The sequence below is a fragment of the Variovorax sp. V93 genome (assembly GCF_041154485.1).
In the GTDB taxonomy this organism is placed as follows: domain Bacteria; phylum Pseudomonadota; class Gammaproteobacteria; order Burkholderiales; family Burkholderiaceae_C; genus Variovorax; species Variovorax beijingensis_A.
Window position 1 is genome coordinate 655,466 of sequence record NZ_AP028669.1, and the last position, 25,916, is coordinate 681,381.

The following is a 25,916-nucleotide window of genomic DNA, read 5'->3' on the forward strand; positions in this document are numbered from 1 at the left end:
ACCATGCAAGTCCTCAAACCGCAGGCGCTGGGCCTGTCGACCCGCCCCATCGAGTTTCGCAAGCGTTTCGGCCTGAGCGTGAGCGCGTACCTGCACCTGCCCTTCGAGCAAGGCGCGCGCGGCACGCTGTGGGCCGAGCAGTCGATGTGGTCTTTCCTGGCCAAGGAAATGGCGCAACCGCTGATCGACGAAGGCGTGGCCAAGCTCACGCCCGAATACCTCGTGCATGGCAGGGCCTTTCCGCCGCCCGAGCGGCCCAACGGCTGCGCGGTGCGTGCCCGCTTCGGCTCGCTGGAAAAAACCCTGCTGGTGCTCGGCGAACGTCATTGGGACGGCACCCGCGCCAGCGAAGCGCAGCCCTTCGCCGAAATGGCCATCGATTGGACGCGCGCCTACGGCGGCACCGACTTCGCGGACAACACCGCGGGACGCGGTCGGCAGGCGCAGGATGGCGTGACCTGGCTGCCCAACATCGAACTGCCGAACGATCGCCTCTTGCGACCCGATCAAGCCGTCGCGCCTGCCGGCTTCGGTGCGCTCGACGCCATGCATCCCCAGCGCGCCCGGTACCGCGGCACATACGACGCCGACTACCTGAAGCAGCACGCGCCGGGTTTCGCGCCCGACACCGATTGGCGCTACTTCAATCTCGCGCAACCCGACCAGTGGGTGGCCGGCGCCATTGCGGGCGACGAAGTTTTCTCGTTCGAGCACATGCACCCTGCCAAGGCGAAGATCGAAGGCCGGCTGCCCGGCATGCGCGCGCGCGTGTTCGCCGGCTACAGGATCGCGGGCAGCGACGAGCCCAAGATGCGCGAAGTGCCTCTGCGGCTGACCACCGTGTGGTTCTTCCCGCATGCGGAGCGCTGCATCGCGATCTTCCAGGGTCTGGCCGAAGTGGCTACCGACGACGGCTCCGACGTGGCCAGCCTGATGGGCGCGGTCGAGCGCTTCGGGGAGGAGAAGCCCGACGCACACTATCTCGAAGCGGTCGCAAAGCGGGCCGATCCGAAGATGGGACCGATCTACGCCATCGTCGACAGCGATCTCCTGCCCGAAGGAGTGAGCACCGCCGATCCCGACATCGAAGCCGCGAAGGAACCCTTCGGTTCCGACGGCCTCCAGGGCGAAGCGCAGTACCGCCGCGCAGCCATGGACGTGGTCTTCGCTCGCGACCGGGCCACCGCCATGGGCCAGGACCCCGACGCGCTCGGCCTGCGCGTTCCGCCGCGCGAGAAAGTGCCCACGGGCGATGCGTTGCCGGCCTACCTCGAAGAGAAGATCAAAGAGGCCGAGGCGCAGCAATGGGCCGCAGTGGAAGATGCGGTCGTGGTTCTGGAGCGTGCGCTGGCCGTGTCGGACACCTACGGTATCGACATCGCGAAGCTGCAGCACCGCGGCCCGCCGCTCTTCAACGCCGCAACGCAACTGGCCGCCATGCAGGCGCAAGCGGCCGCCAGCCCGAATCCGCCTGACCTGTCGCCGGTGTTCCGAAAACTCTGCCAGATCGAGGAGACGCAACGCGCAGGCTACCTGCAGGCCGCGCACAAGCAGCCGCCCGCCGACGCGATGGCAAAGGAGGAGGCGGCCACGCTGCGCTCGGAGATGTCGCGCGCGATCGCGGCGGGAATCAAGTTCTTTGCAGGGGTCGATTTCACGGGCGCCGATTTTTCGGGGCTCGACCTGCGCGAGGCGAACTTCGAAGGCGCGTGGCTGGAGAGCGCGGACTTCTCCAACGCCAACCTGTCGGGCGCGAACTTCACATCCGCCGTGCTCGCTCACGCGAGCCTGGAAGGCGTCGTCGCCATCGGCACGAACTTCGCCAAGGCCAATCTCGGCAACGCCCTGCTTGCGCGCGGCGTGTTCGATGACGCCGTTTTTTGCGAGGCCATGCTCATGGGCTGCGGCTTTGCCGGCACGCAGGCGCGGCGTGCGAAGTTCAGGCAGTCCAACCTGCTCGAAACCACCTGGGGCGAAGCCGACTGGACTGGCGCCGATCTCGCCGGCCAGACCTTCTACAAACTCGACCTGAAGGGAGTGCAGTGGCCCGAGGCCGACCTGTCGGCCTGCAACTTCATCGAGTGCGACCTGTCCGGTGCCCACATGGACGCGGCACTGCTGGTGAGCGCTACCTTTGCGTCGTGCAGGCTCGACGGCGCCAGGCTTCTGGCCGCGCAGTGCATGGGAGCGGTGGCGGTAAAGGGCTCGAGCCTGGCCGGGGCCGACATGAGCCAGGCCGACATGCGCAATTTCAACTTCGGCGCCAGCGACCTGCGCGACGCCAAGTTCGTCCGTGCGGTGTTGGACGGCGCGAACCTATGCGACACGCTGCTGACAGGCGCCGATCTGCGACTGGCCAGCGCCAAGGGCGCCTTGATGCGAAAGGCTGCCTGCGGCAACGCGCTGCTGTCGGGCGTGAACTTCGCCGATGCGGTCTTCCAGTCGGCCGACCTGCGCGGCGCCGACCTGCGGCGCAGCAACCTCTTCGGCGCTGACCTCAGCCGCGTGCGCCTTGACGGCTCGACCAGCTTCGACGGTGCCCTGCTGAAGCGCGCACGCACCTATCCGCGACTGACTGCCGAACAGCAGGCCTCGCCATGAATATCGCGCCCATCTGCCCCGAGCAAGTTTTTTTCCGCTTGATGGGAAGGCGCGCAACGCCGAGGGTGAACCCGTGAGCAGCATGAGCCCTGATCTGCTCGAGATCGCGGTGAGCATTGGCGAGACGCTGGAGAACCTCGACCTGTCGAAGGGCGCCTACGCCGGCCGGTCGCTTGGTGGCGGCGTGTTCTCCAGGGTGAATTTCGCGCAGGTCGACTTTCGTGGCGCAGACCTCCGCGAGACCGTGTTCGATCAGTGCGACCTGCGCGGTGCCATCGTCCCCAACGCCAACCTGCGCAGGGCCGTGTTCAACCGCTGCGTGCTCGATCACGCCGACCTGCGCGATTCGAACCTGCATGGGGCCGTATTTTCCGAGTGCGATCTCGTGCACGCCCAATTGGCGCAATGCACGATGTCGATGGCAATCGTTGCAAAGTGCAAGCTCGACCATGCCGTGCTGCGCGGAGCGCAGCTGGATGCGGCGCTGTTCAGCCAGTCGGTGCTGCTTGACGTATGCGCAGACGACACCAGCTGGCAATACACTGCGTTGAACGAATGCGACGTGTCGCACCTCACCTGGACCGGTGCGCGCATGTTGCGCAACGTGTTCTTCAAGACCTCGTTGAGGGGCATGTCCTTCGCGGGGACGCAACTCGAGGGGTGCCAGTTCTCGTCGGCCGACCTGAGCGGCGCTGACTTCAGTGGCGTGTTACTGCAACAGTGCAACTTCCAGGGCGCACTGCTCGACGGCGCGTGCTTCGCGAAGGCTGTGGCACCGTCGACCATTTTCTGCGAAGCCGGCGGCAAGGAAGTCGATTTCTCGCAAGCGCGGCTGAGGCAGGCGCTGTTCACGGGCGCGCGCTTCGCGGGTGGCAACTTTGCCGGCTGCGATCTCTATCAGACGCACTTCGCAGGCGCGAAGCTGCGGGGGGCGAACTTCGGCGGAGCCGAACTCACGTATGCAGATTTTCGCCATGCCGACCTGTCCCGCGCCGACCTGCGCGGCGCCACCATGATGCGCACCGTGCTGCACGGTAGCCTCACAGACGAGGCGCAGATGGGCGACCGCGCCGGCGCGATCGAAACCGATGCCGATCTCGCCGCGTCCGAACGCTGGCAACCGCTCGTGGCCTGAAACCGCGGGACAACTCACACACCAGGGAGCACTTCCATGAACGACACCATCGCACGCAGCGCACCGGCCAGGGGCCGCAAACAGCAACCTGCCGAGGCCATCGGTGGCACTTGGTGCGTGGGCATCCTGTCTTTCGACGAAACCGGGGCATGCAGCGTGTCGAGCGGCCCACTGCGCCTGCACGCCAAGCGTGCCGCCAGTTGCTTGCTTGAACCGGCGGCCGGCGACAGCGTGGCCTGCCTGCGCATCGCGCCCGACGAGGTTTGGATCATGGCGGTGCTGCAGCGCGAAGAAGGCACGGTGAACGTGCTGGGTTGCGGAGGCGACCTGACAATTGCGCCGGCGGGCGTACTCCAATTGCAAGCCGCACGAGTCGGCCTGAAAGCCGGCACGCTCGAAATCGCCACGCAGACGGCCACGCTGGCCACCGATACCGCCGACGTGGTGGGCCGCCGGTTGACGCTGGCCGGTACCACCGTCAAGGTGATCGGCTCCGTTCTGTCGACCGTGATGGACCGCGTGCAGCATTTCAGCCGCCACTACCTGCGCACTACCGAAGGCATCGACCGCGTGGCCGCAACGCACGTGGAGGTCGAGGCCAGGCAGCTGATGCGGCTCGAAGGCGAGCACGCGTTGGTCAATGGTCGTGAGCTCATCAAGGCGCGCGGCGCGCAGATCCATTTCGGCTGAGGCGCCAGAAAGGAGGTCACGCCATGTTTGCCAACTGTCAGCTCATGGGCACCGACATGGGTTTTCCCGATGTCTGCATCACGCCCGCCGCGCCGTCGCCGATCCCGGTGCCGTACCCGAACATCGCGATGGGTCCGATGGCCATACCCAACTGCCCGACGCTCCTGATCATGGGTGGACCGGCCCACAACCTGGGAACCACCATCCCGATGACCAACGGCGACAACCCCGGCGTGCTGCTGGGCGTGGCCTCGGGGACCGTCATGGGGCCGAGCCGGCACCTGACGGGCGCTTTCACCGTTCTCTGGAACGGCATGCCTGCGACGCGGCTCACCAGCATGTCGCTGCAGAACAGCACCAACTGTCCGGGCGTGCGCACGGTGCCGAGCCAGCCGCTCGTGGTGCTGCTGGCACCGTAGGACAACACAGGGCGCGTGGGCGCCGAGGAAGGGGAGAGGAGCCTGCATGGCCGATCACGAATTCCGCATCGAAAGCGATTCGCCCGCCAACGGCGAACTGATGTTCTGGCGCATCGTGGGCCATGAGGCGCTCGCGCGCGCGTCCACCTACGAACTCACCGTGCTCTCGAAGAACCATGCGCTCGACGCCAAGGACATCCTGGGCCGGGCCTTCGACGTGGTCATCGAGTTCCAGGACAAGGACGGCGGCATGCACGAGCGCCACTGCCAGGGCCATGCGGTGCGCTTCGAGCGCACGGGCCACGTGGGGCGGCACTTCGAATACCGGATCGGCCTGCGCTCCTGGTTCTGGCTGCTCACCAAGCGCACCAACTCGCGCATCCTGCAGGACAAGAAGGTGCTCGAGGTGCTCGACGCGGTGTTCGAGGACAGTCCGATCAAGCGCTTCAAGAAGACCAAGGCCGGCAACGTGATCGGCGCCCACAATCCCCGGCGCTATTGCGTGCAGCACCAGGAAAGCGACTATCACTTCCTGTCGCGGCTGCTGGAAGACGAAGGCATCTACTACTGGTTCGACGCGCACGACGCGCCCGGCACCATGCACCTGTCGGATGCGAGCGACATCGCGCACGACAAGCTGCCCGTGGAAGGCACGCTGCGCCACGTGGCCACCGACACCACCGAGGCGCGCCACAACGAGATCTCGCGCTGGGTGAGCGCGCGCCAGTTCGACACGGGCACCTACGCCTCGCAGGACAGCAACTTCAAGTCCATCAAGAAGAAACTCGAGGCCGCAGGCGGCGAGCCCGACAAGCACGAGCTGGCCGAGTTCGAGGCCTTCGAGTTCGCGGGCGGCTACTTCACGGGCGGCGATGCGGACGACAAGGGCAAGCTGCGCGGCGAAGAGATCGTCGCGCGGCGCCAGCGCCATTGGGCCCTGACCACCTGGCCCGACGTGGCGGCCGGGCGCAGCTTCAGCTTCGAGGGCGACCCCGACGGCACGCGCGATGGCGACTACGTCATCGCCGCCTGCATCTTCGCGGCGAGCCACCCCGGCTACGAGAGCATTCCCCATGCCACGCCGAGGATGCCGATCGAGCAGGCGCTGCGCGAGGCGCTCGACGACGATGCCGTGAACGCCCAGGCGCGGCCCGCGCTGGAGGCGCTGATCGCCGATGCGCCCGCGCTGCGCACCGACCTGCAGGGCACCAGCGCCTTCCTGATCACCGCGCTGCCGATCGACGTGCCGTTCCGCCCGCCGCGCCTCACGCCGCGCGTGGTCATGCCCGGGCCGCAATCGGCCATCGTGGTGGGGCCCGCGGGCGAGGAGATCCACGCCGACGACTTCGGACGTGTCAAGGTGCACTTCCACTGGGACCGCTACGACAAGAGCGACGAGAAGTCCACCTGCTGGGTGCGCGTGTCGCAGCCGTGGGCAGGCAAGGGCTGGGGCGGGTACTTCATTCCGCGCATCGGGCAGGAGGTGATCGTCGACTTCCTGAACGGCGACCCCGACCGCCCGATCATCGTGGGCCGCGTCTACAACGACGACCAGCCGATCCCGTTCGGCTCGCACACGCAGAGCGGCTTTCGCACGCGCTCCACGCCCAAGGGCAGCGCCTCGAACTGCAACGAGTTCCGCTTCGAGGACAAGAAGGGTTCCGAGCAGGTGTACCTGCACGCCGAGAAGAACCAGGACATCGAGGTCGAGAACGACGAGACCCACTGGGTCGGCCACGACCGCACCAAGACCATCGACCACGACGAGACCACGCACGTCAAGCACGACCGCACCGAGACGGTGGACAACAACGAGACCATCACCGTGCACGGGCAGCGCACGGAAACGGTGGACAAGAACGAGACCATCACGATCCACCAGAACCGTACGGAGACGGTGGACCTGAACGAGACCATCTCCATCGGCCAGAACCGCACGATCACGGTGGGTGCGAGCGAGACCGCGACGGTGGCGCTGCAGCGCACGCATTCGGTGGGGATCAACGAGACCATCACCGTGGGTGCGGCGCAGGAGATCACGGTGGGGGCGATGCAGGCGGTGACGGTGGGGGCGAGCCAGACGATCAATGTCGGGGCGAACCAGTCGAGCAGCATCGGGGCGAACCGGTCGGTGGATGTGGGGGCGAACCTCTCCACCAATGTGGGCGCCGACGAATCGCGCACCGTGGGCGCAGGCCGCACGACCAGCGTGGGAAAGGACGACGCGCTCAACGTCGGAAAGAACCTCGTGATCGACGCGGGCGACTCCATCTCGATCACCACGGGCAGCGCGAGCATCACGATGAAAAAGGACGGGACCATCGTCATCAAGGGCAAGGACATCACGGTCGAGGGCTCCGGAAAGATCAACGTCAAGGCGAGCAGCGACATCGTGATGAAGGGCTCGAAGATCCTGCAGAACTGAACACCATCGACGGAGCACACACCATGAGCGGCAGAGACCTGATCGAGAGCGGAATGCAGCAAGCCCTGGCCACCCTGCCATGCGGCGGCGTGGTGACCGGCGAGCTCGTCGCCATCGCCGACGAGGGGCGCGCGCCCCTTGTCATGTTCCCGGGCCAGACGGGTACCGCGGCCGTGCGCGCGCGCAGCGTGGTCGACCTGCACGGCGCGCACATCGGAGCGGCGGTGGTGCTGATGTTCGAACAGGCCGATGCGGGCCGACCCATCGTGATGGGCGTGCTTCGCGGGAACGAGGGCTGGCCGCTTGCCGAGAGGCCCGCGCAGGTGGAGGTCGACGCCGACGGCGCGCGCATGGTGGTGAGCGCCCGCGAGCAGATGGTGCTGCGTTGCGGCAAGGCCAGCATCACGCTCACGCGCGCCGGCAAGGTGCTGATCCAGGGCAGCTACGTGCTGAGCCGGTCCACGGGCGTGAACCGGGTCAAGGGCGGGGCAGTGCAGATCAACTGAACAATCGATCGGACGGGCCCGCCATGGAGATCGTGAATGCCACCGGAATGACCGCCGGCTACACCATGGGCGTGGAGCCCTCCGGCCGCGAGCTGCTGGTCGTGGTGGTGAAGGGCACGTTCGCGATTCCCCAGGACGGCGGCACGGCGGAGCTTCTTGCAGTGCAGCGCCCGTTGATCACGGCCGACACCTTCACCGGCGCGCCGGGGTATTCGGCGCCCGCGGAAGAGGTCGACTTCGCGCCGCGCAAGCTGCGCTGCGACGTGCTGGTGTCGGGCAGCGCGCACGCGCCGCATGGCGAGCCCGCGCAGCGCATTGCGGTGGGCGTGCGGCTCGGGGGCTGGACGAAGGTGTTCGCCGTCGTCGGCGACCGGCACTGGGAAGCGGGGCTCTCCGGTTGCCGGGCGTCCGCGCCGCTGCCCTTCATGACGAAGCCCATCACCTATGACGTGGCGTTCGGCGGCGTGGACGAGCGCCACGAAGATCCGGCCCGGCACGCCGCCTACATGGCCAACCCTGTGGGTCGCGGCTGGCACCACAACCTGCAGGCCCGCTTCGTGGACGGTGCACCCTTGCCGAACACCGAGGAGCTCGGCCGCCCCGTCGACGCGCCCGACGGGGTCTTCGCACCGATGGCACTCGGCCCGCTCGGCAGGGGCTGGTCGGGCAGGCTGCCGCATGCGGGCACGTACGACCAGGACTGGATCGACAACACCTTCCCGTTCCTGCCGGCCGACTTCCGCGACGACTACTACCAGGCGGCACCCGCCGACCAGCAGATCGCCTATCCGCTCGGCGGCGAGGAGATGGCCTTGGCCAACCTGACGCCCGAGGGGCACACGCGGTTCAGCCTGCCGTCGCGCGACGTGCCCGTCACCTTCTTTCACCGCAAGGGCGGGCATGAGGAAACGCGCGCGGTACTCGACACGATCGCCATCCATGCGGACCAGGGTTTCATGACGCTCGCCTGGCGCAGCACCGTGCCGCTTCGCAAGAACATGTTCGAGATCTCCAGCATCCTCGCGGGTACGAAGTCGCGCGGCTGGTGGCGCGCCCGCGCCCTCGGCAAGACCTACCACCCTTCGCTGGGCGACCTGGTGCGCGGCCGGCGCGAGGCGCCGCAGGAGGCGTCATGAGCGCGACCCCGATCGTGGTCAGCCGCACCGGCATGGTGACGGGCGTCGGGCTCGACGCGGCCACAAGTTGCGCCGCGATCCGCGGCGCCATCGACAATTTCCAGCAGACAGCGTTCAGAGACCGCAACGGCGAATGGATCATGGGCTGCGAGGTCGCGCTACAGGCGCCATGGCGCGGCGAGAAGAAGCTGCTGGCGATGGCCGCGCGCGCGATCGGCGAATGCCTGGAAGGCTTCGGCCGGGCGGCCTGCGAGGCGACGCCGCTGTTGCTGTGCCTTGCCGAAGCCGATCGGCCGGGCCGCGCCGTGCGCGACGATGCGCGGTTTCTCGAAGCCTTGCAGCAGGAGATGGGCTTCGGCTTTCATCCGCAGTCTGCGGTCATCGCGCAGGGCCATGTCTCGGCCGCGGTGGCGCTGTACCGCGCGCGCCAGCTCATGGATGCGTCGGTCGCCTCGCAGGTCGTGGTGGCGGCGAGCGACAGCCTGCTCGACGGCGCGGCGCTCGCCGATTGCGAGGCGCGCGACCGGCTGCTGACGAGCGCGAACTCCGACGGCTTCATTCCCGGCGAGGGCGCGGCCGCGCTGCTCGTGGAGCCGCTGCGCGCGCAGCCGTGGGGGCAGCTGGTGTGCCGCGGCATCGGCTTCGCGGTCGAGAAGGCCCACATTGATTCCGAGGAGCCGTTGCGCGCCGACGGGCTGACCTCTGCCATCAAGCAATCGCTGCAGGAAGCGGGCTGCGGCGAGAGCATCCTCGACTTCAAGATCATTGATGCGTCCGGCGGACAGTACGTGTTCAAGGAGGCCACGCTCGCGTTCGGCCGCATCGACCGCACCAAGCGCATCGAGTTCGACGTGTGGCATCCGGCCGATTGCATCGGCGAAGTCGGCGCACCCGTGGGGCTCGCGATGATCGCCGTGCTCAAGGCGGCCTTCGAAAAAGCCTATGCCCGAGGAAACAACGTGCTGCTGCACCTGGGCAACGACGACGGCAAGCGCGCGTCGATGATCTTCTCCTGGCATTTCACGGGAGGCTGAGCATGGCCAACCAGGTCTTCGCGAACGGGCGGGAGGTGGCATGCAAGGCCGGCGCGGGCAAGACCATCTGCGCCACGCCCGACGTGTGCATGACGCCGCCCGAGAACCCCGCGACGCCGCCGGGCGTGCCCGTGCCCTACCCGAACACGGGGCTCGCATCGGACACCACCGACGGCAGCCGCAGCGTGCAGATCTCCGGCCAGGAAATCATGTTGAAGAACAAGTCGTACTTCAAGACTTCGTCGGGCGACGAGGCGGGCAGTGCGGCCAAGAAGGGCGTGATCTCCAGCAAGAACAAGGGCAAGGTGTATTTCATCGACTGGTCGATGGACGTGAAGTTCGAGGGCGAGAACGCGGTGCGGCACCTGGACAAGACCACCAACAACCACGGCAGCCCGACGGCCAACGAATCCATCCCCTGGCCGTTCGTCGATTCGATGGCGGACGGCAATATCGACAAGACCGCGTGCGACGGCGACAAGGCGCGCGAGGAGCGCGCCTGCGCCGAGTACAAGCCGGCCAAAAAGGGCGGCAAGGACGTCTGCGCCGAGACCGGCCTTGGCGGCGATTTCGCCTCGATCAAGGGCGACCTGCCCGGTGCCGCGAAGCGCGCGAGCGAGAACGAGTGCGCTGCGGCGCGGCGCTGCCGCCTTGTGCCCTACCAGGCGTCGCCCAAGGTGGAGGACGGCATCAAGGGCTGCTGCCCCGCGCAGACCGGCGACCACATCGTTCCGAAGAGTTCGTTTTTCAAGGACAGCTATGGCGGCAGCCCCATGACGGGCTGGAAGAAATATCGCATGGAGGACGCACCCTGCATGTGCACCGAAGGCGGCAGTTGCTCCGGAACGCACGGGCTGCGGCACACGCACCACAAGACGACCTCGAGCGTGCCGAACGGGACGCACCGGCCGTTCGACGAGGAGGTGACGCACTGTGCCGCGGGCGCGAAGGCCGTGGCGCCGCACTGCGACCAGAAGTGCATCGAGGCCCAGCTCAAGGAAGGGCACAAGGGGCTGGGCGATACGAGCAAGGACGTGAAGCATTCATCGACCGGCAAGACGGACATCGAACACTACTCGTCGCTGCAGGACACCATCAACAAAACGGCCGGCTCGCTGGGCGCGCCGCTGCCATGAACACAAGGAGCCGCCGTGGCCGAAAAGGTTTCTATCAAGCGTGAGTTCGTGCGGGGCGCGGCGCGCCTGGCGGACCTGGTGTACGTCATCAGCCAGATGAAGACGCTGCTGGAGCAGGACATCGCGCACGTGAGCCTGGTGGGGCTCTACAAGGGCAACTGGGGCGACGCCTTCAACACCACCTGGAACGCGACCGCGATCGCCGTGGCGAAGCTGCCGTTGGAGAAAGTGGTGCTCATCGGCGAGGACGGCGACGTCGCCACCTACGTGGGCGGGCGGCGCGAGGACGAGACGATCGCCCCGCAGCCCGTGATGATCCGCAACGCCCGCGAGATCGGGGGGCACGTCCATGCGTGCGGCAGCAAGCGGCAGGTCTTCAAGCGCACCGGCGAGCGGCAGTGGATCGACATGAGTGCGCCGCGCGCTGCGCAGACTGAGGTGTTCGGCTTCGAGGCGATCGACGGCTATGCGGACAACGAGATCTACGCGGTCGGCTGGGCCGGCGAGATCTGGCGCCACGACGGCGCGGCGTGGACGCAGTGCGGCAGTCCGACCAACGTCATCCTCACGGCCGTTTGCTGCGCGGGCAATGGCCTCGTGTATGCGGCCGGACAGGGCGGCGTGCTGGTGAGCGGACGCGGCGATGCGTGGACGCCGGTGGACTGGGAAGACGAAGTCACGGCCGACCTGTGGGACCTGTGCTGGTTCCAGGACAGGCTGTACGTGGCGACCATGTCGGGCCTCTACACGCTGGACGCGAATCGTCTCGTGCCCGTGGACTACGGTGCGATGGGGCCGGTCACCGGCTACAGCCTCAGCACGGCGCAGGGCGTGCTCTGGTCGGTCGGAAAATCCGACGTGGCGTCGTTCGACGGCACGGCGTGGCGCAAGTACGACTGAGCGGGCGCCCCCTCGCATGACCACCGACACCATCGCACGCAGCGCGGCCGCGCCGATGACGCTCGTCGTGCAGCGCCATGCGGAGGAATCCGCGCTGCTGTGCAACCAGCGATTCTTCCTCGCCGCTTCCGGGCACACCAGGTTGCATCACCTGTGGCGCCTCGACGACAGGCTGGCCGCGCACCTGGACGGCCTGGCGGTGGCGCGCGATGCGGGCAGCAGGGCATGCGACGAGGCGCTCGCCCGCGCCGGGCGCGGCGAGGTGTTCGCGGCCATCGTTCTGGCGCTGGAGAACCACGACCTGCCGCGGATCGAACGCCTGCTGGCCATTGCCGAGCTGTTGCCCGATGTGCGCGATGCGGTCGCGCTGGCCGGCGGCTGGGCGTCGGGCGAGTCGCTGCGCGGCATTGCGAAGGACATGCTCGATTCGCCTCACGCATTTCGCCGCGCTGTCGCCATCGCCGCTTGCGACTTCCACATGGTCGACCCCGGCGATGCGCTGCACGCCGCCGTCGCCGATGCCGACGTGGTATTGCGCGGGCAGGCGTTGCGCGCCGCGGGCGAGTGCGGCAGGCGCGATCTCGCGGCCGTGTGCATCGCCGCGCTGCAAGACGAAGATGCCGGCTGCCGCTTCTGGGCCGCGCGCTCGGCCGTGCTGCTCGGCGAGCGCCACAAGCCCGTCCACCCGCTGCACGACGCAACGCTGCTGCCCGGAACGCTCCACGGCCGGCTCGCGCTGTCGCTGCTGTTCAAGCTCGCGACGCCTGCGCAGGCTGCGCCGCTGCTGGCGGAGATGCTCGACAAGCCCGCCCACGTGCGCGACGCCGTGCGCTGCGCGGGCACGGTGGGCGACACGCGGCTGGTGCCATGGCTCATCGCACGGATGGAAGAGCCGGCGCTCGCGCGTCTCGCGGGCGAAGCGTTCAGCACCATCACCGGCCTGGACCTGGCCTGGCTCGACCTGGAGCGCAAGCCTCCCGAGGGCGTCGAATCCGGTCCCCGCGACGCGCCGGAAGACGACGACGTCGCCATGGACGAGGACGACGGACTGCCTTGGCCCGATCCCGCGCGGATCAGCAGCTGGTGGGCCGCCAACGGGCGCGGCTTTGTGCCGGGCGAGCGTTATTTCCTGGGCCAGGTGCCGTCGTGGGCGCATTGCGTGGGTGTGCTGAAGCACGGCTTCCAGCGCCAGCGCCTGGCGGCCGCGGAATACCTCTGCCTGCTGCGCCCCGGCAGCAAGCTCTTTCCGACGGGAGCGCCGGCATGGCGCCAGCAGCGCTGGCTCGACCAGTGGCCGGACGAATAAATGAAGGATCGCCGATGGCTGCGAAATACATCCTCGCCGCGCTGGCTGCGGCATTCCTGTTCGCGGCGGGGCTGCGCTGCGCGAGAGGCGGTTCGGTGCGCGACCCCGCCACCCGCACCTGGCTCCTCATCGCGTTGATCTTTACCGCCGTCGCCGCCTGGCTGCAATGGCATACCTCTTAAGGCGAGATTGCCAACCCGCTCCACGGAATGAATACTCCTTCTGAGTTTTTTCGCCCGTGCATGCGCGGGCTGTGTTCGGGCGTAGAAGGGCATAGAGCCCCGGGGGCAGATTCATGATCCATATCGCTGTCATCACCCGGCAAGGCGCTCCGGCGGGGCAGCCCATCGCTGCCGATTTCGGGCCCAACGGGGGCACCATCGGACGCGCCGACACCAACACGCTGGTGCTCGTCGATCCCGACCGCACGGTCTCGCGCGTGCACGCCCAGGTGCTGTGCCGCGACGGCCAGTACTTCGTCATCGACCGCGGCAGCAATCCGATGCAGTGCAACGGCGTGCCGCTGGGCTCGGGCAAGGAGGCCCCGCTCACCGATGGCACGCGGCTGGTCGTCGGCAGCTTCGAACTCAGCGTGCGCATGACGGCCGCGGCGCCGCCGCCGTCGCTGGCGATTCCCAACACCATCATGTCGGCGCCGACCGGCGCCGCTGCGGCCGCGAGCACCAGCGACGATCCCTTTGCCGACCTGCTTGCGGGGCTCGGATCGCCGGCCGCGGCCGCGCCTGCCGCGGCCCGTGCGCCGGGTGCCAGGGCGGCCGCGCCAGCAAGCGCGGATCCGCTGCTCTTTCCCGACCCGATGGAAAGCGGCTCGCGCAATGCGCAGGCCGCACAGGTCGATCCGTTCGCCAACCTGCTCGGGCCCACGCCGGCCTCCGCGCCGGCCGCGGGCCTCGGTGCGCTCGACGATTTCTCCGACCTCGGTGCGCCGCCCGCGCATGGCAAGGCCTCGGGCATCGACGAGCTCTTCGGCGGCATGGGCGGTGGCGGCGGCATCGGCGGCGATCCGCTCGCGCTGTCGCCGCTGGCCGACCCGCTGCTGCAGCCGAACACGGCGTCGTCCGCCGATCCGCTTGCCGCATTGCAGAGTGCGGCGCCGCCTGCGCCGACGCCGCGCTCCGATCATCTGCCGATCGACCAGTTCGGCTTCACGCCGCCGAAGGCGATCACGCCGGCACCGGCCGCCGCGCCGGCGGAAGCGCCGCCGCGCTTCGACGACATCACGGGCCAGCCGATACGCATCAGCGGCCCCGAGGTCGCCAGCCGCCCGTTCGAGCCGCCGCCGCCACCGCCACCGCCGCCCATCCAGCGGGCACCCGCCGCGGCCCCGCGCACCGCCTCCGACGACGAACTGCTCGCCGCCTTCCTGCGCGGCCTCGCCAGCACGCACCAGCCGCCCGAGATGCTCACGCCGGGCCTCATGGAGCGCATCGGGTCCATCCTGCGCAGCGCCACCGAAGGCACGCTGCAGCTCCTGCTCACGCGCCAGGAATTCAAGCGCGAGGTGCGCGCCGAGGTCACGATGATCGCGGCGCAGGCCAACAACCCGCTGAAGTTCTCGCCGACGGTGGAGGTCGCGCTGGCGCACCTGCTCGGGCCCGGCGTGCGCGGCTTCATGCCGCCGGAGGCCGCGATGCGCGACGCCTTCAACGACCTGCGCGCGCACCAGTTCGGCGTGATGGTGGGCATGCGCGCGGCGCTGGCCCATGTCATTGCGCGCTTCGAGCCTGAGGAGCTCGAGAAGAAGATCAGCGCGAAGTCGGCGCTCGACGCACTCTTCAGCGCCAACCGCAAGGCCAAGCTCTGGGACCAGTTCGTCGCGCTCTACGGCGGCATCGCGAGCGAGGCGGAAGACGATTTCCACAACCTCTTCGGCAAGGCCTTCCTCGAGGCCTACGAAGAGCAGATGGCGCGCCTCAAGTCGGACACCTGAAGAAGAGCGCTCCCTCAGGCACCAGTACACAGCACCAGCAAACGCGAGGCACCCCGCTTGGAAATCGAAATCGTCACGCTGTCCCGGCAGGGCGGCCGCAACTACAACGAAGACGTCCATGGCCACTGGCACGACGAGCGCTACGTCGCCTGCCTGGTGGCCGACGGCGCGGGCGGCCATGGCGGCGGCGACGTGGCGGCGGCCACGGCGCGCAGCAGCGTGCTGGGCGGCTTCTCGGCGGCGCCGGGGCTGGACGAGTTCACCTTGCGCATGCTGGTCGAGCAGGCCAACCGCGACGTGGTGGCGAGGCAGGCCGAAGGCGGCAAGCTCGCCGGCATGCGCTCCACGGTGGTCTTCGCGGCCATCGACCTGGAGAGCCAGGCGCTGGCCTGGGTGCACAGCGGCGACAGCCGCGCCTACCTGTTCCGCGGCGGCGCCATCGTGGCGCGCACCACCGACCACAGCCTGGTGCAGCAGATGGTGGCCGGCGGCATGCTCGACGAGGAAGGCGCGCGCCTGCATCCGCAGCGCAACATGCTGCTCTCGGCGCTGGGCTCGGTGGAGGAGGCGCCCGACATCACGGTGTCCGACCGCATGCGCCTGATGCCGGGCGACGTGCTGCTCCTGTGCAGCGACGGCGTGTGGGAGCCGCTGGGCGACGAGTGCCTGGTCGACACGCTGCACGCCTCGCGCACGCCCAGCCAGTGGACCGAGCAGCTCGACGCGCAGATCAGGGCACGCGCCAAGCCGGGCCACGACAACTACACGGCGCTCACGCTGTGGGTGATTCCCGATGACGTCGACGACGCCACGCGCCTGATGCCGGCGGCCGAGGAAGAGACGATGCCGGCGGCCATCGAGCCGGACGAGAAGCCGGCGGATTAGCAACGGGTCCTGCGCGGCGCTGCCGGCCGTCCGCCGGCAGGCCCCCTCAGGGCTTTTTCGGCCGGTAGGCCTTGAGCGTTCCCGTGACCGTCACGTCGACCGTGACTACCACGAGCGCCGACTCCATCTTTCCGTTGTCCTGCCGCTTCATCGGCTTGCGGGTGGTGGTCGAGGTCGAGCTGCCCTTCCAGCGGATCGTGCTCGAGCGCACCGCCTCCTTGTTGCCCATGTAGTTCTGCTCCAGCACCGTGATGGCGCCGGTGCCCGGGTTCTTGGAAAGGATCGAGGTGTGGTGCGGGTGGCCGACCGTCGCGGAGGGGCTGTCCACCCAGCCCGAGTCGTCGGAAAAGGTGACGTCGGTCGTGGTGGTGGTCGTCATCTCGTAGTCGCGGTACTGGAGGATGTCGCCGGGCAGCGCGTCCTTGAGCGCGACTTCGTCGCCCCAGATGTAGTCGTCGTCGGCGCCCATCGGGCCGAAGTCCGACGAGGTGCCGGCGCCGGCCTGGCCGAGGGCCGAGTTGGCCAGGTCCCAGCATTCGCCTGCGCCGATCTGCTTGCCCAGCTGTGCGCTGGCCCACTGAAGGACCTTGGCGTTGAGTGTGGCCATCGCGTGTCTCCTGCTGGAAGGTCGATCAAGGGGCGGCCGCCGTCCACCGGGCGGCCGTGGCGCAAGGCGCCTCAGACCTTCTTGTTGGCGGCGATGTCCCAGCCGGTTTCCTTGGTGCCGTCGCCGGAACCATCGGCCTTCTGCGGCGTGTACTCGTACTTGAACTTCGAGAAGTTCAGCGTGATGGTCTCGGTCAGGCGGTCTTCGCCGCCGCTGCCGCCGGTGTGGATGTTGCTGACGATGATGTCTTCCATCGTGAGCTTGATGTACTCGAGCGGCGTGGCGCCGGCCTTGCGGACCACCAGCGTGCCCTTCTTGATGTGCTGGCCGTTGCAGCAGTCGAGCAGCAGCAGGTGCGAGGAGGCATCCACGTACTTGGTGACCGAGAGGTCCTGCACGCTCACCTTGCCTGCGCCCGAGCCGCCGCCGACGTGGCCGGTGCCGGACTGGCTGGCACCCCAGCTCCAGGAAAGAACGTCGATTTCCTTCTTGTGCGAATCGTCCTTGGATTCACCGTCGACGCCCTCGAGCTTCAAAAACATGTCTGCAGCCATGATGCTTACCTTTCAGTTGTGTGCGAGTCAGAGAAAAAAAGGGCTTCCGTGCAGTGCCTGGTCGGCGGTGGTGCCCGGGAGCTATGGAGAGAACGAGCAATGGGCCCCGTTTTCAAAGGCCCACCGACGGCATATGCCGCCCGTTACTTGCCGCCCTTGGCCGAGGGCAGCTTGGACACCAGCCGCAGCGACACCGTGAGGCCTTCGAGCTGGTAGTGCGGGCGCAGGAAGAACTTGGAGGTGTAGTAGCCGGGGTTGCCCTCGACCTCTTCCACCACCACCTCGGCCGCGGCCAGGGGCTTCCTGGCCTTGGTCTCTTCGGAGGAGTTGACGGGGTCGCCGTCCACGTAGTTCATGATCCATTTGTTGAGCCAGCGCTGCATGTCGTCGCGCTCCTTGAAGCTGCCGACCTTGTCGCGCACGATGCACTTCAGGTAGTGCGCGAAGCGGTTGCAGGCAAAGAGGTAGGGCAGGCGGGCCGCCAGGTTGGCGTTGGCCGTGGCATCCGGGTCGTCGTACTCGGCCGGCTTGTGCAGCGACTGCGCACCGATGAAGGCCGCGAAGTCGGAGTTCTTGCGGTGGATCAGCGAGAGCAGGCCGGCCTTCGACAGTTCCGCCTCGCGCCGGTCGCTGATGGCGATCTCGGTCGGGCACTTCTGGTCCACGCCGCCGTCGTCGCTCGGGAAAGTGTGCAGCGGCAGGTTCTCCACCGCGCCGCCCGACTCGATGCCGCGGATGCGCGAACCCCAGCCGTAGAGCTTGTAGGAGCGGTTGATGTTGGTGGCCATCGCATAGGCTGCGTTGGCCCAGGCGTACTTGCTGTGGTCGGCACCGGCGGTGTCTTCCTCGAAATCGAACTCCTCCACCGGATTGGTGTTGGCGCCATAGGGCGTGCGCGCCAGGAAGCGCGGCATGCACAGGCCCAGGTACTTGGCGTCGTCGGAGTCGCGCAGCGAGCGCCAGCCTGCGTACTCGGGCGTGAGAAAGATCTTGGTCAGGTCGCGCGGGTTGGCGAGCTCCTGCCACGATTCCATCTGCATCAGGTTGGGGCTCGCGCCGGTGATGAAGGGCGCATGCGCCGAGGCCGCGATCTTGGACATCTCGCCGAGCAGTTCGATGTCGGGCGGGCTCTGGTCGAAGTGGTAGTCGCCCACCAGCGCGCCGAAGGGCTCGCCGCCGAACTGGCCGTACTCCTGCTCGTAGATCTTCTTGAACATCGGGCTCTGGTCCCAGGCCGCGCCCTTGAACTTCTTGAGGCTCTTGGCGAGGTCGGTCTTCGAGATGTCCATCACCCGGATCTTCAGGTGCTCGTCGGTCTCGGTGTTGTTCACCATGTAGTGCAGGCCGCGCCACGCACTCTCGAGCTTCTGGTAGTCGGGGTGGTGGATGATCTTGTTGACCTGGTCGGTCAGCTTGGCGTCGATCGCGGCGATCATCGACTGGATCGACTTGGTCACGTCCTTGCCGATGACGGTGCTGTTGCTCAGCGCCTGCTGCGCGAGCGTGAGCACCGCGGCTTCGACGGCGCTCTTGGCCTCGTCGCTGCGCGGCTTGAATTCCTTCTGCAGGAGCGACGAAAAATCGCTGCCCGCATAGGCGACATCCTTGAGTGCGCTCTGCTCGAGTGCTTCGGCCATGGTGGTTCTCCTCGGGGTCCGGTGTGTCGGGTGGTGGGGATCAGGCGGCCGGCTTGGCCGCTTCGTCGTCGGGCTTGGCGGTGGCCGCCAGCGACTGCAGCAGGGCCGGGTCCTCGAGCACCTTGGCCAGCAGTTCCTCGGCGCCGTTCTTGCCGTCCATGTAGGTCACGAGGTTCGACAGCTGGGTGCGCGCCTCGAGCAGCTTGTTGAGCGCGCCGACCTTCCTGGCCACGGCGGCGGGCGAGAAATCTTCCATGTTTTCGAAGGTGAGCTCGACCTTGAGTTCGCCCTCGCCGGTCAGCGAGTTTTCCACCGCGAAGGCGGCGCGCGGCTTCATGGCCTTCATGCGCGAGTCGAAGTTGTCCACGTCGAACTCGAGGAACTTGCGGTCGGCCACGGGTGCGAGCGGATCGGCCGGCTTGCCCGACAGATCGGCCAGCACGCCCATCACGAAGGGCAGCTGGATCTTCTTCTCGGCGCCGTAGAGTTCCACGTCGTATTCGATCTGCACGCGTGGCGCCCGGTTGCGGGCGATGAATTTCTGACTGCTCTTGGCCATGGCGATGCTCCTTGCGGGGGTAGATGGGGCGGTTCGATCAACAGGAAAAAAAAGGGGAGCGGAAAGGGCGGCTACTCGGACGGGCGCTTGCCGGTCACGGTCTCGATCGTGTCCAGCGCGCCGGGTGCGAGGTTGGCCATGATTTCGAGGAAGCTCACGCCGATGAGCTTCTTGGCGCGCTCGATCAGGAGCGGCGCGGGATTGCCGGGCTCGGTCTGTTCGAGAAAGCGGATCACGCGGTCCAGCATCTGCAATGCGTCCTGCCGGCTCTGGATCTCGCCGCGCGCGGCAGCGGGCCGCGGCGTGCCGCCGGCCTGCGCGGCATCGCCTTGTGTCTCTTCGGCGGCGCCGGCTTCTTCGGGCGCACCGATGGCAGCGCTGCAGGCCTTCTGCAGCATGCGGCCGATGGCGCGCAGCGGGGAAAGGTCGATCGCGTCGGAGCGGCCGGTGCGCTCCACCAGCAGGGCCTGCAGCTTCTCGACCCGCCCGGGCACGCCGATGGCGGCCTGGATCAGCTCGGGCCGCTCGGCATGGAGCGCTTCGAGGCCGCCCTGGATCTGTGCCGGCGAATAGGTGGCTTCGCCGCCCACCGCATTCAACGCGTTGTTGGCCACCGCGATGTCGCGCACGCGGATCGCGCCCACGCCCGGCGCCACGCCCACCTGCGCGTCGTACAGGTCGCGCAGCACCATCGTCTCGTCGCCGAGCGGCGCGAGCGCGTTCAGGCGCATGGTGGGATCGTTGTCGTCCTCGGCATCGAGCTTTGGATGTATGCCGTCCCAGAAGGTGTCGAGCAGGCGGGTGAGCAGTTCGAGCCCGGCAACGAAACCGGCAAGCCCCTGCAGCCGCGTGGAGGCGCGCAGCAGCAGCACGGCGGCGCGCACGTCCTTGCTGCGGCGCAGGATCGCGTCGGACTGTTCGGCCACCTCGCGCCACTCCGGCTCCACCGCCGGGATGACGGTGTCGCCGAACTGCTGCTCGGGCTTGCCCTGCGCTGCGGTGGTGAGCGCGGTGAAGGCCGCGTCGTACTCCAGATCGTCGCCGCATGGCGAGGCCTCGCCGATGGGCGTGAGCAGGGCTTCGACAAGTTCGTTGGTCAGCATGTTGCCTGTTCGAGTTGGCTGGTGATAATCAAAGATGCGTCCGAACCGGTCAATGCAACGAAGGGAATAGCATGCGCACGCTGGGTACACACCATTCGTCCTATGGACGCTCTTTTGCTGCGGTCTCGCGGCGCCTGGCATTGGCCTGCGGCCTTGCATTGACCGGTGCCCTGGTCGCGGGCTGCGCAAGCAAGCCCGTGGTCACGCCGGTGTCGATCACGCTCGCGGCCGGTGCCGACGCCAATCCCGATGCGCGCGGCCGCGCTTCGCCGCTCACGGTGCGCATCTATGCGCTGAAGTCGCCCGGCCCCTTCGAAGGGGCCGACTTCTTCTCGCTGTTCGAAAAGGACCAGGCCACGCTCGGCGCCGAGCTGGTGCAGCGCGAAGAGATGCTGCTGCGCCCGGGCGAAAGCAGGAAGCTCGACCTCACGCTGCCGGCCGATGCCAAGGCCATCGGCGTGATGGCCGCGTTCCGCGACCTCGACCGTGCGCGCTGGCGTGAAGTGCGCGCGGTGGAGCCCGGCAAGCCGCAGATGCTCACCGTGACCTTCGGCGCGCGGCAGATCCGCATCGACAGCAAGTAAGCCGCGCCTGCGGGCCATTCATGCCTTCGCCGCGCTGGTGTTCGGCGGGCGGCCCGGCCGTGCGAGCGGCTGGTCGGCGGGCAGGAAGCGCTCGAACAAGTCGGCCACGAACGCACCGCCGGCCGCGCCCGATGCGGCGGCCGTGAGATAGAGGCCGCGCCACCGCGGTCCGCGCGAGCCGCGGCCTTGGCTTTCGAACAAGGCGTCGGCCACCTCGCGCAATGCGGGCTGCAGCGCACGCAGCGCCTCGATGAATTCATGGATTGCGAGCCGGCCCGATGCGCCCGGCTGTTCGCGCAGCAGCGCCATCCGCAGCGCATGCAGCTGGCGCGCCATGGGATCGAACAGGGCATCGAGCCGCCCGGCCGCGGTCTCGCCATGTTCGACCGGGCCGGCCAGGCGATGGCCGATCACCTGCGCCAGCACCTCGGGCGGCAGCGCGCCGCGCAGCGTGGCATAGCCGGCCAGCTGTTCCAGGCCGGTCACCACCAGGTAGACCGGCAGCTGCAGGCGCAGCGTGTCCGAGGCCTCGTCGAGCAGCCGCCGCATCCTGGTGGCCAGCGGCTTCATGCCGGCGCTGGCCGGGTGCAGCAGTTCGCTCGCTGCCACGCAGGCCACCACGCCGTTGATCGGCACGCGGTCGCGCCGCTCGGCCAGCGCGAGGAGCGCCTGGAGCCACAGCGCGCGCGTGTGCGGCGCCGCCGCCGCGTCGCTGACGGCGCTCGGGTGAAGTTCGATGGCCGTCATCGAACCGGTGAGCCACCAGCGCCAGTACGGTTCGCCAAAAGGCTCGCTGCCTGAAGGTGCCAGGTGCTCGGCATGGGCCGCCGCCAGCAGCCCCGGCAGGTTGGCCGCCGCGTCGCCGAGAAAGAGAAACCAGGGCACTGGCGCGGCTTGCTGCCGCGGTGGCTGGCGCAGGAGCTGGCGTGCATGCGACATGGCTTCCCTCATGGCTTCGACCGCGGCTTCGTCGGCTTCGGCCGCCGGCGGGCCGAGCGCGGCAATGCGCCGGCGCAGCGCGCGGCGGCGCGCACCGCGGCCCGCGTCGCGGACCGCGGCGTACAGCAGCACAAAGCCGGCCAGGCACAGCGCGAGCAGGAGCCAGAAAAAGTGGGCAGGCAACAACGCGGCGGGCATGCTGCGGTTCTCAACGCGCAGTGGTCTCGAAGAACTCGAAATCGGCAAGCAGCCGCTCATTGCCCTTGTTGGCAGCGAGCGCTTCGCGCAGCCGCAGCAGGTAGGCCGAAGCGAGTTCGTACGGCGGCCGGTCGGCGGCGCCGTCGAACGGCGTGGGGGACGAGAGCACGGTGACCAGCACGGTGCCGAAGGGCGGGGCCACAAGCCAGCTCGCCGGGATGTCGCGGCCCAGGTCCAGCTTCTCGCCGGCGCGCAGCCGCACCGGCTGGCCGGTGTTCAGGTGCATGACCGAACCGTCGGCGGTGTAGTAGTCCACCCACAGGTAGCTGTCGTGCCTGGGCGCGGCCACCTGCATGCGCACGTCGTCTCCTTCGCGCAGCCGGCCATTGCGGGCCGTCACGGCCGTCACGCCCAGTCCGTGGGCCTTCTCGCGGTTGCGCAGCTGGTAGGGCTTCAGGATGGCGAACACCTCGCAGTGGGGCCACACGCGCAGCCTGACATCGAACGTGGGCGAGCCGGCATCGGGCAGCAGGCCGGCCACCTCGCGCTCCACCCGCTGCAGGTCGGCCGGCAGCGAGACGAAGCCGCTCACGTGCAGCCTGTCGCCCTTGTCGGCGGAAGCCGAGAGATCGGCGCAGGCATAGCTTTGAAGATGCTGCTCGATGCGCTGCGCCGGTCCCGGCTCGCCCGCGTGCAGCCCGGCCGGCCACTGCCACCACAGCAGATAGAAAAGCGGCAGCAGCAGCGCGAGCGCGCCGAGCGCGCGCAGCAGGCTGCGGTCGCGGCGGTGCAGGTCGTGCGGGCCCGGCGGATCCGCCACGCCATAGGGCTGCGGCGTGATGCGGTCCTGCACCAGGCTGCCGAGCGCCAGCGGCCTGAGCCGCAGCTGATGGCCGTGCAGCGCCTTCAGCTTGCCGAGCTCGCCGCGGTCGTCGCTCTCGAAGTAGTACTGCCCCTTGAAGCCGTGCACCAGCGCATGCCAGTAGACCTCGCGCAGTTCGTCGTCTTCGGCGCCCAGCGCCGACAGGTGGTGGAAGAACTCGCTGTGCGCGTTGTTCGAGTTGAACAACTGCACCTGCAGCGGCGCCGCGCCTGCGGCCGCTCCAGGGTGGCGCGCCAGGATCTCGTCGATCCAGGCCACCATCGCAAAGACCGCCGACTCGACCTGCGCGGCGGGCTGGCCCGAAGCGCTGGCGCGCGCCGCGTCGAGCAGCCGGCGCGCCTGTTGCTGCGCAGCATCGTGCGAGGGCGGCGCGGCGCGGCCGGCCGCGATCGATGCGTCGAGGGCGAGGCCGAAGGAGACGAATGCGGAAAAACAGTCGAGCAGCCGGACCATGGATGACCGCGCCCGCTCACCGCGCCTGCGTTGCGGAGGATGCCTTGCACCGGCGTCTGCTGCGATGGCACATCCCCATGTCCCCGGTTCCTTCGAGTAAGGATTCCATCTTCCGAACGCCGGGCGGCGGGCGCCATATCGCTTGGGGACTATGCCGTTCGTCGGGCAAACCGGCTTGCTGCGCGGGGCAATCGCCGGTATCTTCGGCATCCGCTGAGTTCAATGCACGCTGGGACACTGGGACATGCCATGAAAATTCTGATCGCCGACGACCACCGGCTCGTCATCGAGGCGGTCAAGGCCAAGCTGTCGGAGCTCGAGCCCGGCATCGAGTTCGTCCTGGCCATGAGCGTCGACGAATTGCTTGCCGGCGCCACCGACGAGCTCGACCTGGCCCTGATCGACCTCAACATGCCCGGCGCCGATGGCCAGGCGCACATCGACGAGATCCGCCGCCGCCATCCGGCCGTGCCGGTCATCGTGCTCTCGGGCTACGAAGACCCGGCCATCATGCGCAGCGCGCTGGAGCGCGGCGTGCTCGGTTTCATCCCCAAGGCCTACTCGCCCGAGGTCATGCTGTCGGCCGTGCGGCTGGTGCTGGCTGGCGGCGTGTACGTGCCGCCGATGATGCTCACGGCGCTGCCGCCCGGCATCGTGGCCGGCGTGGCACCCACGCAGAACGGCGATGCGCGCCCTGCAGGCGCTTCCTCGCAGACGCTCGAGCACCTGCGCAGCGTGCTCACCGAGCGCCAGGTCGAGGTGCTGCAGCTGCTCTCGCAGGGCAAGCCCAACAAGCTCATCGGCCGCAGCCTGGGCATCAGCGAAGGCACGGTCAAGATCCACCTGGCGGCCATTTTCCGCGCGCTCAACGTGCGCAACCGCACCGAGGCGGTGGTGGCCGCGCAGGCGCTGACCGAGGCGCAGCAGGCCTGAGCCGTGGCTCTAGGCCGCGCGCAGCTGGGCGCCGGGCGGCGCCTCTTGCGCATCGGCCCGGCCTGCCGCTGCTGTGTTCTTCCTCTCTTCGATCGCCGCGGCAAGAAACTCCGCATCGCGCGCCACGCCCGAGAAGCGGCCCGACCCCCAGGTGTGCAGCCAGGGCAGCCCCAGGAAGTAGAGCCCGGGCACGCCCGTCACGCCGCGCTGATGCACCGGCGCGCCGCGGCCGTTGAACACTGGCGCATCCACCCATTCGAAGTCCGGCGAGAAGCCGATGCACCAGAGCACGCTCGCGATGCCTGCCTCGGCAAGGTCCAGGCGCGTGCGCTCCTCGGGCGGCTCCCACACCGGCGTGTAGACCGAGGGCGGCGGCGCCTCGATGCCCCGGGAGGCAATGAACTTGTCGATCGAGGCGTTGATGCGGTTGTAGGTGGCGTCGGCACTGTCCAGGTGCTCGCGCAGGTTGGGCTGGAACTCCAGCGTGCCGTCGCCGCCCAGGCCGGTCAGCAGGCCGTACAGCTCCATGCCCTCGAGCGCGAAGCGCCGCAGGTCGATGTCGCGGCCGCCGTCGCGGCCGGTCACGTAGTGGTTGGTGTTGTCGCGCACGCCCTCGCGCAGCGGATGCTCGGTCACGGGCATGTCGTAGTACTTCATGTCGGCGAGCCAATCGACCACTTCGCGGCCGCGGTAGAAGCGGGCGCAGCGCGGCGCATCGCCGGTGGCAAGGTACACCTTGCGCCCGGCCAGGTGCAGGTCTTCGGCGATCTGCGCGCCCGACTGGCCGCAGCCCACCACCAGCACCGCGCCTTCGGGCAGCTGCGCCGGATTGCGGTACTGCGCCGAGTGGTACTGCACCACGTGCGGCGGCAGCTTCTCGGCCAGGCGCGGCACGATCGGGCGGTGGTAGCCGCCCGAGGCCACCACCACCTGGTCGGCGGTGTAGAGGCCGGCGTCGGTCTGCACCATGAAGCGGTCGCGCTCGCCGGTGCCGGGCACGCGCGCCACGCGCTCGACGGTCACGCCCTCGATGGCCGGCGCCTTCACCTGCGCGACGAAGCCGGCCAGCCATTCGTTGATCTGGTCCTTCACCATGAAGCCGTGCGGATCGTCGCCGCGGTAAGCCCAGCCCGGCAGCTGGCACTGCCAGTTGGGCGTGACGAGGCAGAACGAATCCCAGCGCTGGGTGCGCCAGCTGTGCACGAGGCTGCGCTTCTCGATCACGAGGTGGTCGATGCCGCGCTGCTGCAGGCAGTGGCTCAGCGACAGGCCGGCCTGGCCGCCGCCGACGATGACGACGCTGTAGTGGCTGCGTCCGCCGTAGGGATAGGACATGAGGTCT

The 25,916-nt window shown here is 68.4% G+C and carries 24 protein-coding genes; 16 read left to right on the forward strand and 8 right to left on the reverse strand.

What is annotated here, in order from left to right; translation table 11 throughout:
- Nucleotides 1-3: 3 nt before the first annotated feature.
- The 14 genes from ACAM54_RS02905 to ACAM54_RS02970 all read left to right on the forward strand — a co-directional run bounded on the left by ACAM54_RS02905 (nucleotide 4) and on the right by ACAM54_RS02970 (nucleotide 16,124).
- Nucleotides 4-2,601, forward strand: a complete 2,598-nt coding sequence (locus tag ACAM54_RS02905; RefSeq protein WP_369649781.1) for a DUF2169 domain-containing protein — start codon at nucleotides 4-6, stop codon at nucleotides 2,599-2,601.
- An 82-nt stretch (nucleotides 2,602-2,683) separates the two neighbouring features.
- A complete protein-coding gene (locus tag ACAM54_RS02910) occupies nucleotides 2,684-3,736 on the forward strand; it encodes a pentapeptide repeat-containing protein (RefSeq protein ID WP_369650940.1) in 1,053 nt (350 codons plus the stop codon).
- A gap of 36 nt (nucleotides 3,737-3,772) precedes the next feature.
- Complete coding sequence (locus ACAM54_RS02915) at nucleotides 3,773-4,426, forward strand: DUF3540 domain-containing protein (RefSeq protein ID WP_145742437.1); 654 nt, start codon at nucleotides 3,773-3,775, stop codon at nucleotides 4,424-4,426.
- 23 nt (nucleotides 4,427-4,449) lie between these two features.
- Nucleotides 4,450-4,845, forward strand: a complete 396-nt coding sequence (locus ACAM54_RS02920; RefSeq protein ID WP_145742435.1) for a DUF4150 domain-containing protein — start codon at nucleotides 4,450-4,452, stop codon at nucleotides 4,843-4,845.
- A 46-nt stretch (nucleotides 4,846-4,891) separates the two neighbouring features.
- Nucleotides 4,892-7,270 carry a type VI secretion system Vgr family protein gene (locus ACAM54_RS02925; RefSeq protein WP_369649782.1) on the forward strand — a complete coding sequence of 793 codons (2,379 nt, stop codon included), beginning with the start codon at nucleotides 4,892-4,894 and terminating at the stop codon, nucleotides 7,268-7,270.
- Between the two features lie 23 nt (nucleotides 7,271-7,293).
- Entirely contained in the window at nucleotides 7,294-7,776 is a 483-nt protein-coding gene (locus tag ACAM54_RS02930; RefSeq protein ID WP_145742431.1) for a DUF6484 domain-containing protein, read from the forward strand.
- A 23-nt stretch (nucleotides 7,777-7,799) separates the two neighbouring features.
- Entirely contained in the window at nucleotides 7,800-8,912 is a 1,113-nt protein-coding gene (locus ACAM54_RS02935; protein WP_369649783.1) for a DUF2169 domain-containing protein, read from the forward strand.
- Nucleotides 8,909-9,946, forward strand: coding sequence for a hypothetical protein (locus tag ACAM54_RS02940; protein WP_209503138.1), 1,038 nt, complete (start codon nucleotides 8,909-8,911; stop codon nucleotides 9,944-9,946). Before ACAM54_RS02935 ends, ACAM54_RS02940 begins: the two co-directional genes overlap by 4 nt.
- Nucleotides 9,947-9,948: 2 nt before the next feature.
- Nucleotides 9,949-11,082: a PAAR-like domain-containing protein gene (locus ACAM54_RS02945; RefSeq protein ID WP_145742425.1), complete on the forward strand. Its 1,134-nt coding sequence runs from the start codon at nucleotides 9,949-9,951 to the stop codon at nucleotides 11,080-11,082.
- A gap of 15 nt (nucleotides 11,083-11,097) precedes the next feature.
- Nucleotides 11,098-11,982, forward strand: a complete 885-nt coding sequence (locus ACAM54_RS02950) for a hypothetical protein (RefSeq protein WP_225612851.1) — start codon at nucleotides 11,098-11,100, stop codon at nucleotides 11,980-11,982.
- 16 nt (nucleotides 11,983-11,998) lie between these two features.
- The gene (locus ACAM54_RS02955) at nucleotides 11,999-13,288 is read left to right on the forward strand and encodes a TIGR02270 family protein (RefSeq protein WP_369649784.1); all 1,290 of its coding nucleotides are present in this window, start codon (nucleotides 11,999-12,001) and stop codon (nucleotides 13,286-13,288) included.
- Nucleotides 13,289-13,302: 14 nt separating this feature from the next.
- On the forward strand, nucleotides 13,303-13,470 hold the full coding sequence (locus ACAM54_RS02960) for a hypothetical protein (RefSeq protein WP_186454151.1): 168 nt from the start codon (nucleotides 13,303-13,305) through the stop codon (nucleotides 13,468-13,470).
- Between the two features lie 113 nt (nucleotides 13,471-13,583).
- Nucleotides 13,584-15,239, forward strand: a complete 1,656-nt coding sequence (tagH, locus tag ACAM54_RS02965) for a type VI secretion system-associated FHA domain protein TagH (protein ID WP_369649785.1) — start codon at nucleotides 13,584-13,586, stop codon at nucleotides 15,237-15,239.
- Between the two features lie 57 nt (nucleotides 15,240-15,296).
- Nucleotides 15,297-16,124, forward strand: coding sequence for a PP2C family serine/threonine-protein phosphatase (locus tag ACAM54_RS02970; protein ID WP_369649786.1), 828 nt, complete (start codon nucleotides 15,297-15,299; stop codon nucleotides 16,122-16,124).
- Between the two features lie 46 nt (nucleotides 16,125-16,170).
- Here the strand turns inward: ACAM54_RS02970 and ACAM54_RS02975 are convergent, their stop codons facing one another.
- From ACAM54_RS02975 to tssA, 5 genes are all read right to left on the reverse strand, one after another.
- Nucleotides 16,171-16,731 carry a hypothetical protein gene (locus ACAM54_RS02975; protein WP_369649787.1) on the reverse strand — a complete coding sequence of 187 codons (561 nt, stop codon included), beginning with the start codon at nucleotides 16,729-16,731 and terminating at the stop codon, nucleotides 16,171-16,173.
- Between the two features lie 71 nt (nucleotides 16,732-16,802).
- The gene (locus ACAM54_RS02980) at nucleotides 16,803-17,285 is read right to left on the reverse strand and encodes a type VI secretion system tube protein Hcp (RefSeq protein WP_018904085.1); all 483 of its coding nucleotides are present in this window, start codon (nucleotides 17,283-17,285) and stop codon (nucleotides 16,803-16,805) included.
- Between the two features lie 143 nt (nucleotides 17,286-17,428).
- Complete coding sequence (gene tssC / locus ACAM54_RS02985) at nucleotides 17,429-18,922, reverse strand: type VI secretion system contractile sheath large subunit (RefSeq protein WP_018904086.1); 1,494 nt, start codon at nucleotides 18,920-18,922, stop codon at nucleotides 17,429-17,431.
- Nucleotides 18,923-18,962: 40 nt separating this feature from the next.
- Nucleotides 18,963-19,481, reverse strand: a complete 519-nt coding sequence (tssB, locus tag ACAM54_RS02990) for a type VI secretion system contractile sheath small subunit (protein ID WP_145742414.1) — start codon at nucleotides 19,479-19,481, stop codon at nucleotides 18,963-18,965.
- A gap of 71 nt (nucleotides 19,482-19,552) precedes the next feature.
- Nucleotides 19,553-20,584, reverse strand: coding sequence for a type VI secretion system protein TssA (gene tssA / locus ACAM54_RS02995; RefSeq protein ID WP_369649788.1), 1,032 nt, complete (start codon nucleotides 20,582-20,584; stop codon nucleotides 19,553-19,555).
- 71 nt (nucleotides 20,585-20,655) lie between these two features.
- Here tssA and tssJ point away from each other — a divergent pair, with 71 nt between their 5' ends.
- Nucleotides 20,656-21,168 (forward strand): type VI secretion system lipoprotein TssJ, encoded by a 513-nt coding sequence (gene tssJ, locus ACAM54_RS03000; protein WP_369649789.1) that lies wholly within the window; start codon nucleotides 20,656-20,658, stop codon nucleotides 21,166-21,168.
- An 18-nt stretch (nucleotides 21,169-21,186) separates the two neighbouring features.
- Here tssJ and ACAM54_RS03005 read toward each other — a convergent pair whose 3' ends face one another.
- Together ACAM54_RS03005 and ACAM54_RS03010 are read right to left on the reverse strand one after the other, a co-directional pair.
- The gene (locus tag ACAM54_RS03005; RefSeq protein WP_369649790.1) at nucleotides 21,187-22,305 is read right to left on the reverse strand and encodes a type VI secretion system protein; all 1,119 of its coding nucleotides are present in this window, start codon (nucleotides 22,303-22,305) and stop codon (nucleotides 21,187-21,189) included.
- A 10-nt stretch (nucleotides 22,306-22,315) separates the two neighbouring features.
- Nucleotides 22,316-23,641, reverse strand: coding sequence for a DotU family type IV/VI secretion system protein (locus tag ACAM54_RS03010; RefSeq protein WP_369649791.1), 1,326 nt, complete (start codon nucleotides 23,639-23,641; stop codon nucleotides 22,316-22,318).
- 249 nt (nucleotides 23,642-23,890) lie between these two features.
- Here ACAM54_RS03010 and ACAM54_RS03015 point away from each other — a divergent pair, with 249 nt between their 5' ends.
- Nucleotides 23,891-24,574, forward strand: coding sequence for a response regulator transcription factor (locus ACAM54_RS03015; protein ID WP_145742404.1), 684 nt, complete (start codon nucleotides 23,891-23,893; stop codon nucleotides 24,572-24,574).
- 9 nt (nucleotides 24,575-24,583) lie between these two features.
- Here the strand turns inward: ACAM54_RS03015 and ACAM54_RS03020 are convergent, their stop codons facing one another.
- The gene (locus tag ACAM54_RS03020; protein WP_369649792.1) at nucleotides 24,584-25,909 is read right to left on the reverse strand and encodes an MSMEG_0569 family flavin-dependent oxidoreductase; all 1,326 of its coding nucleotides are present in this window, start codon (nucleotides 25,907-25,909) and stop codon (nucleotides 24,584-24,586) included.
- Between the last annotated feature and the right edge of the window lie 7 nt (nucleotides 25,910-25,916).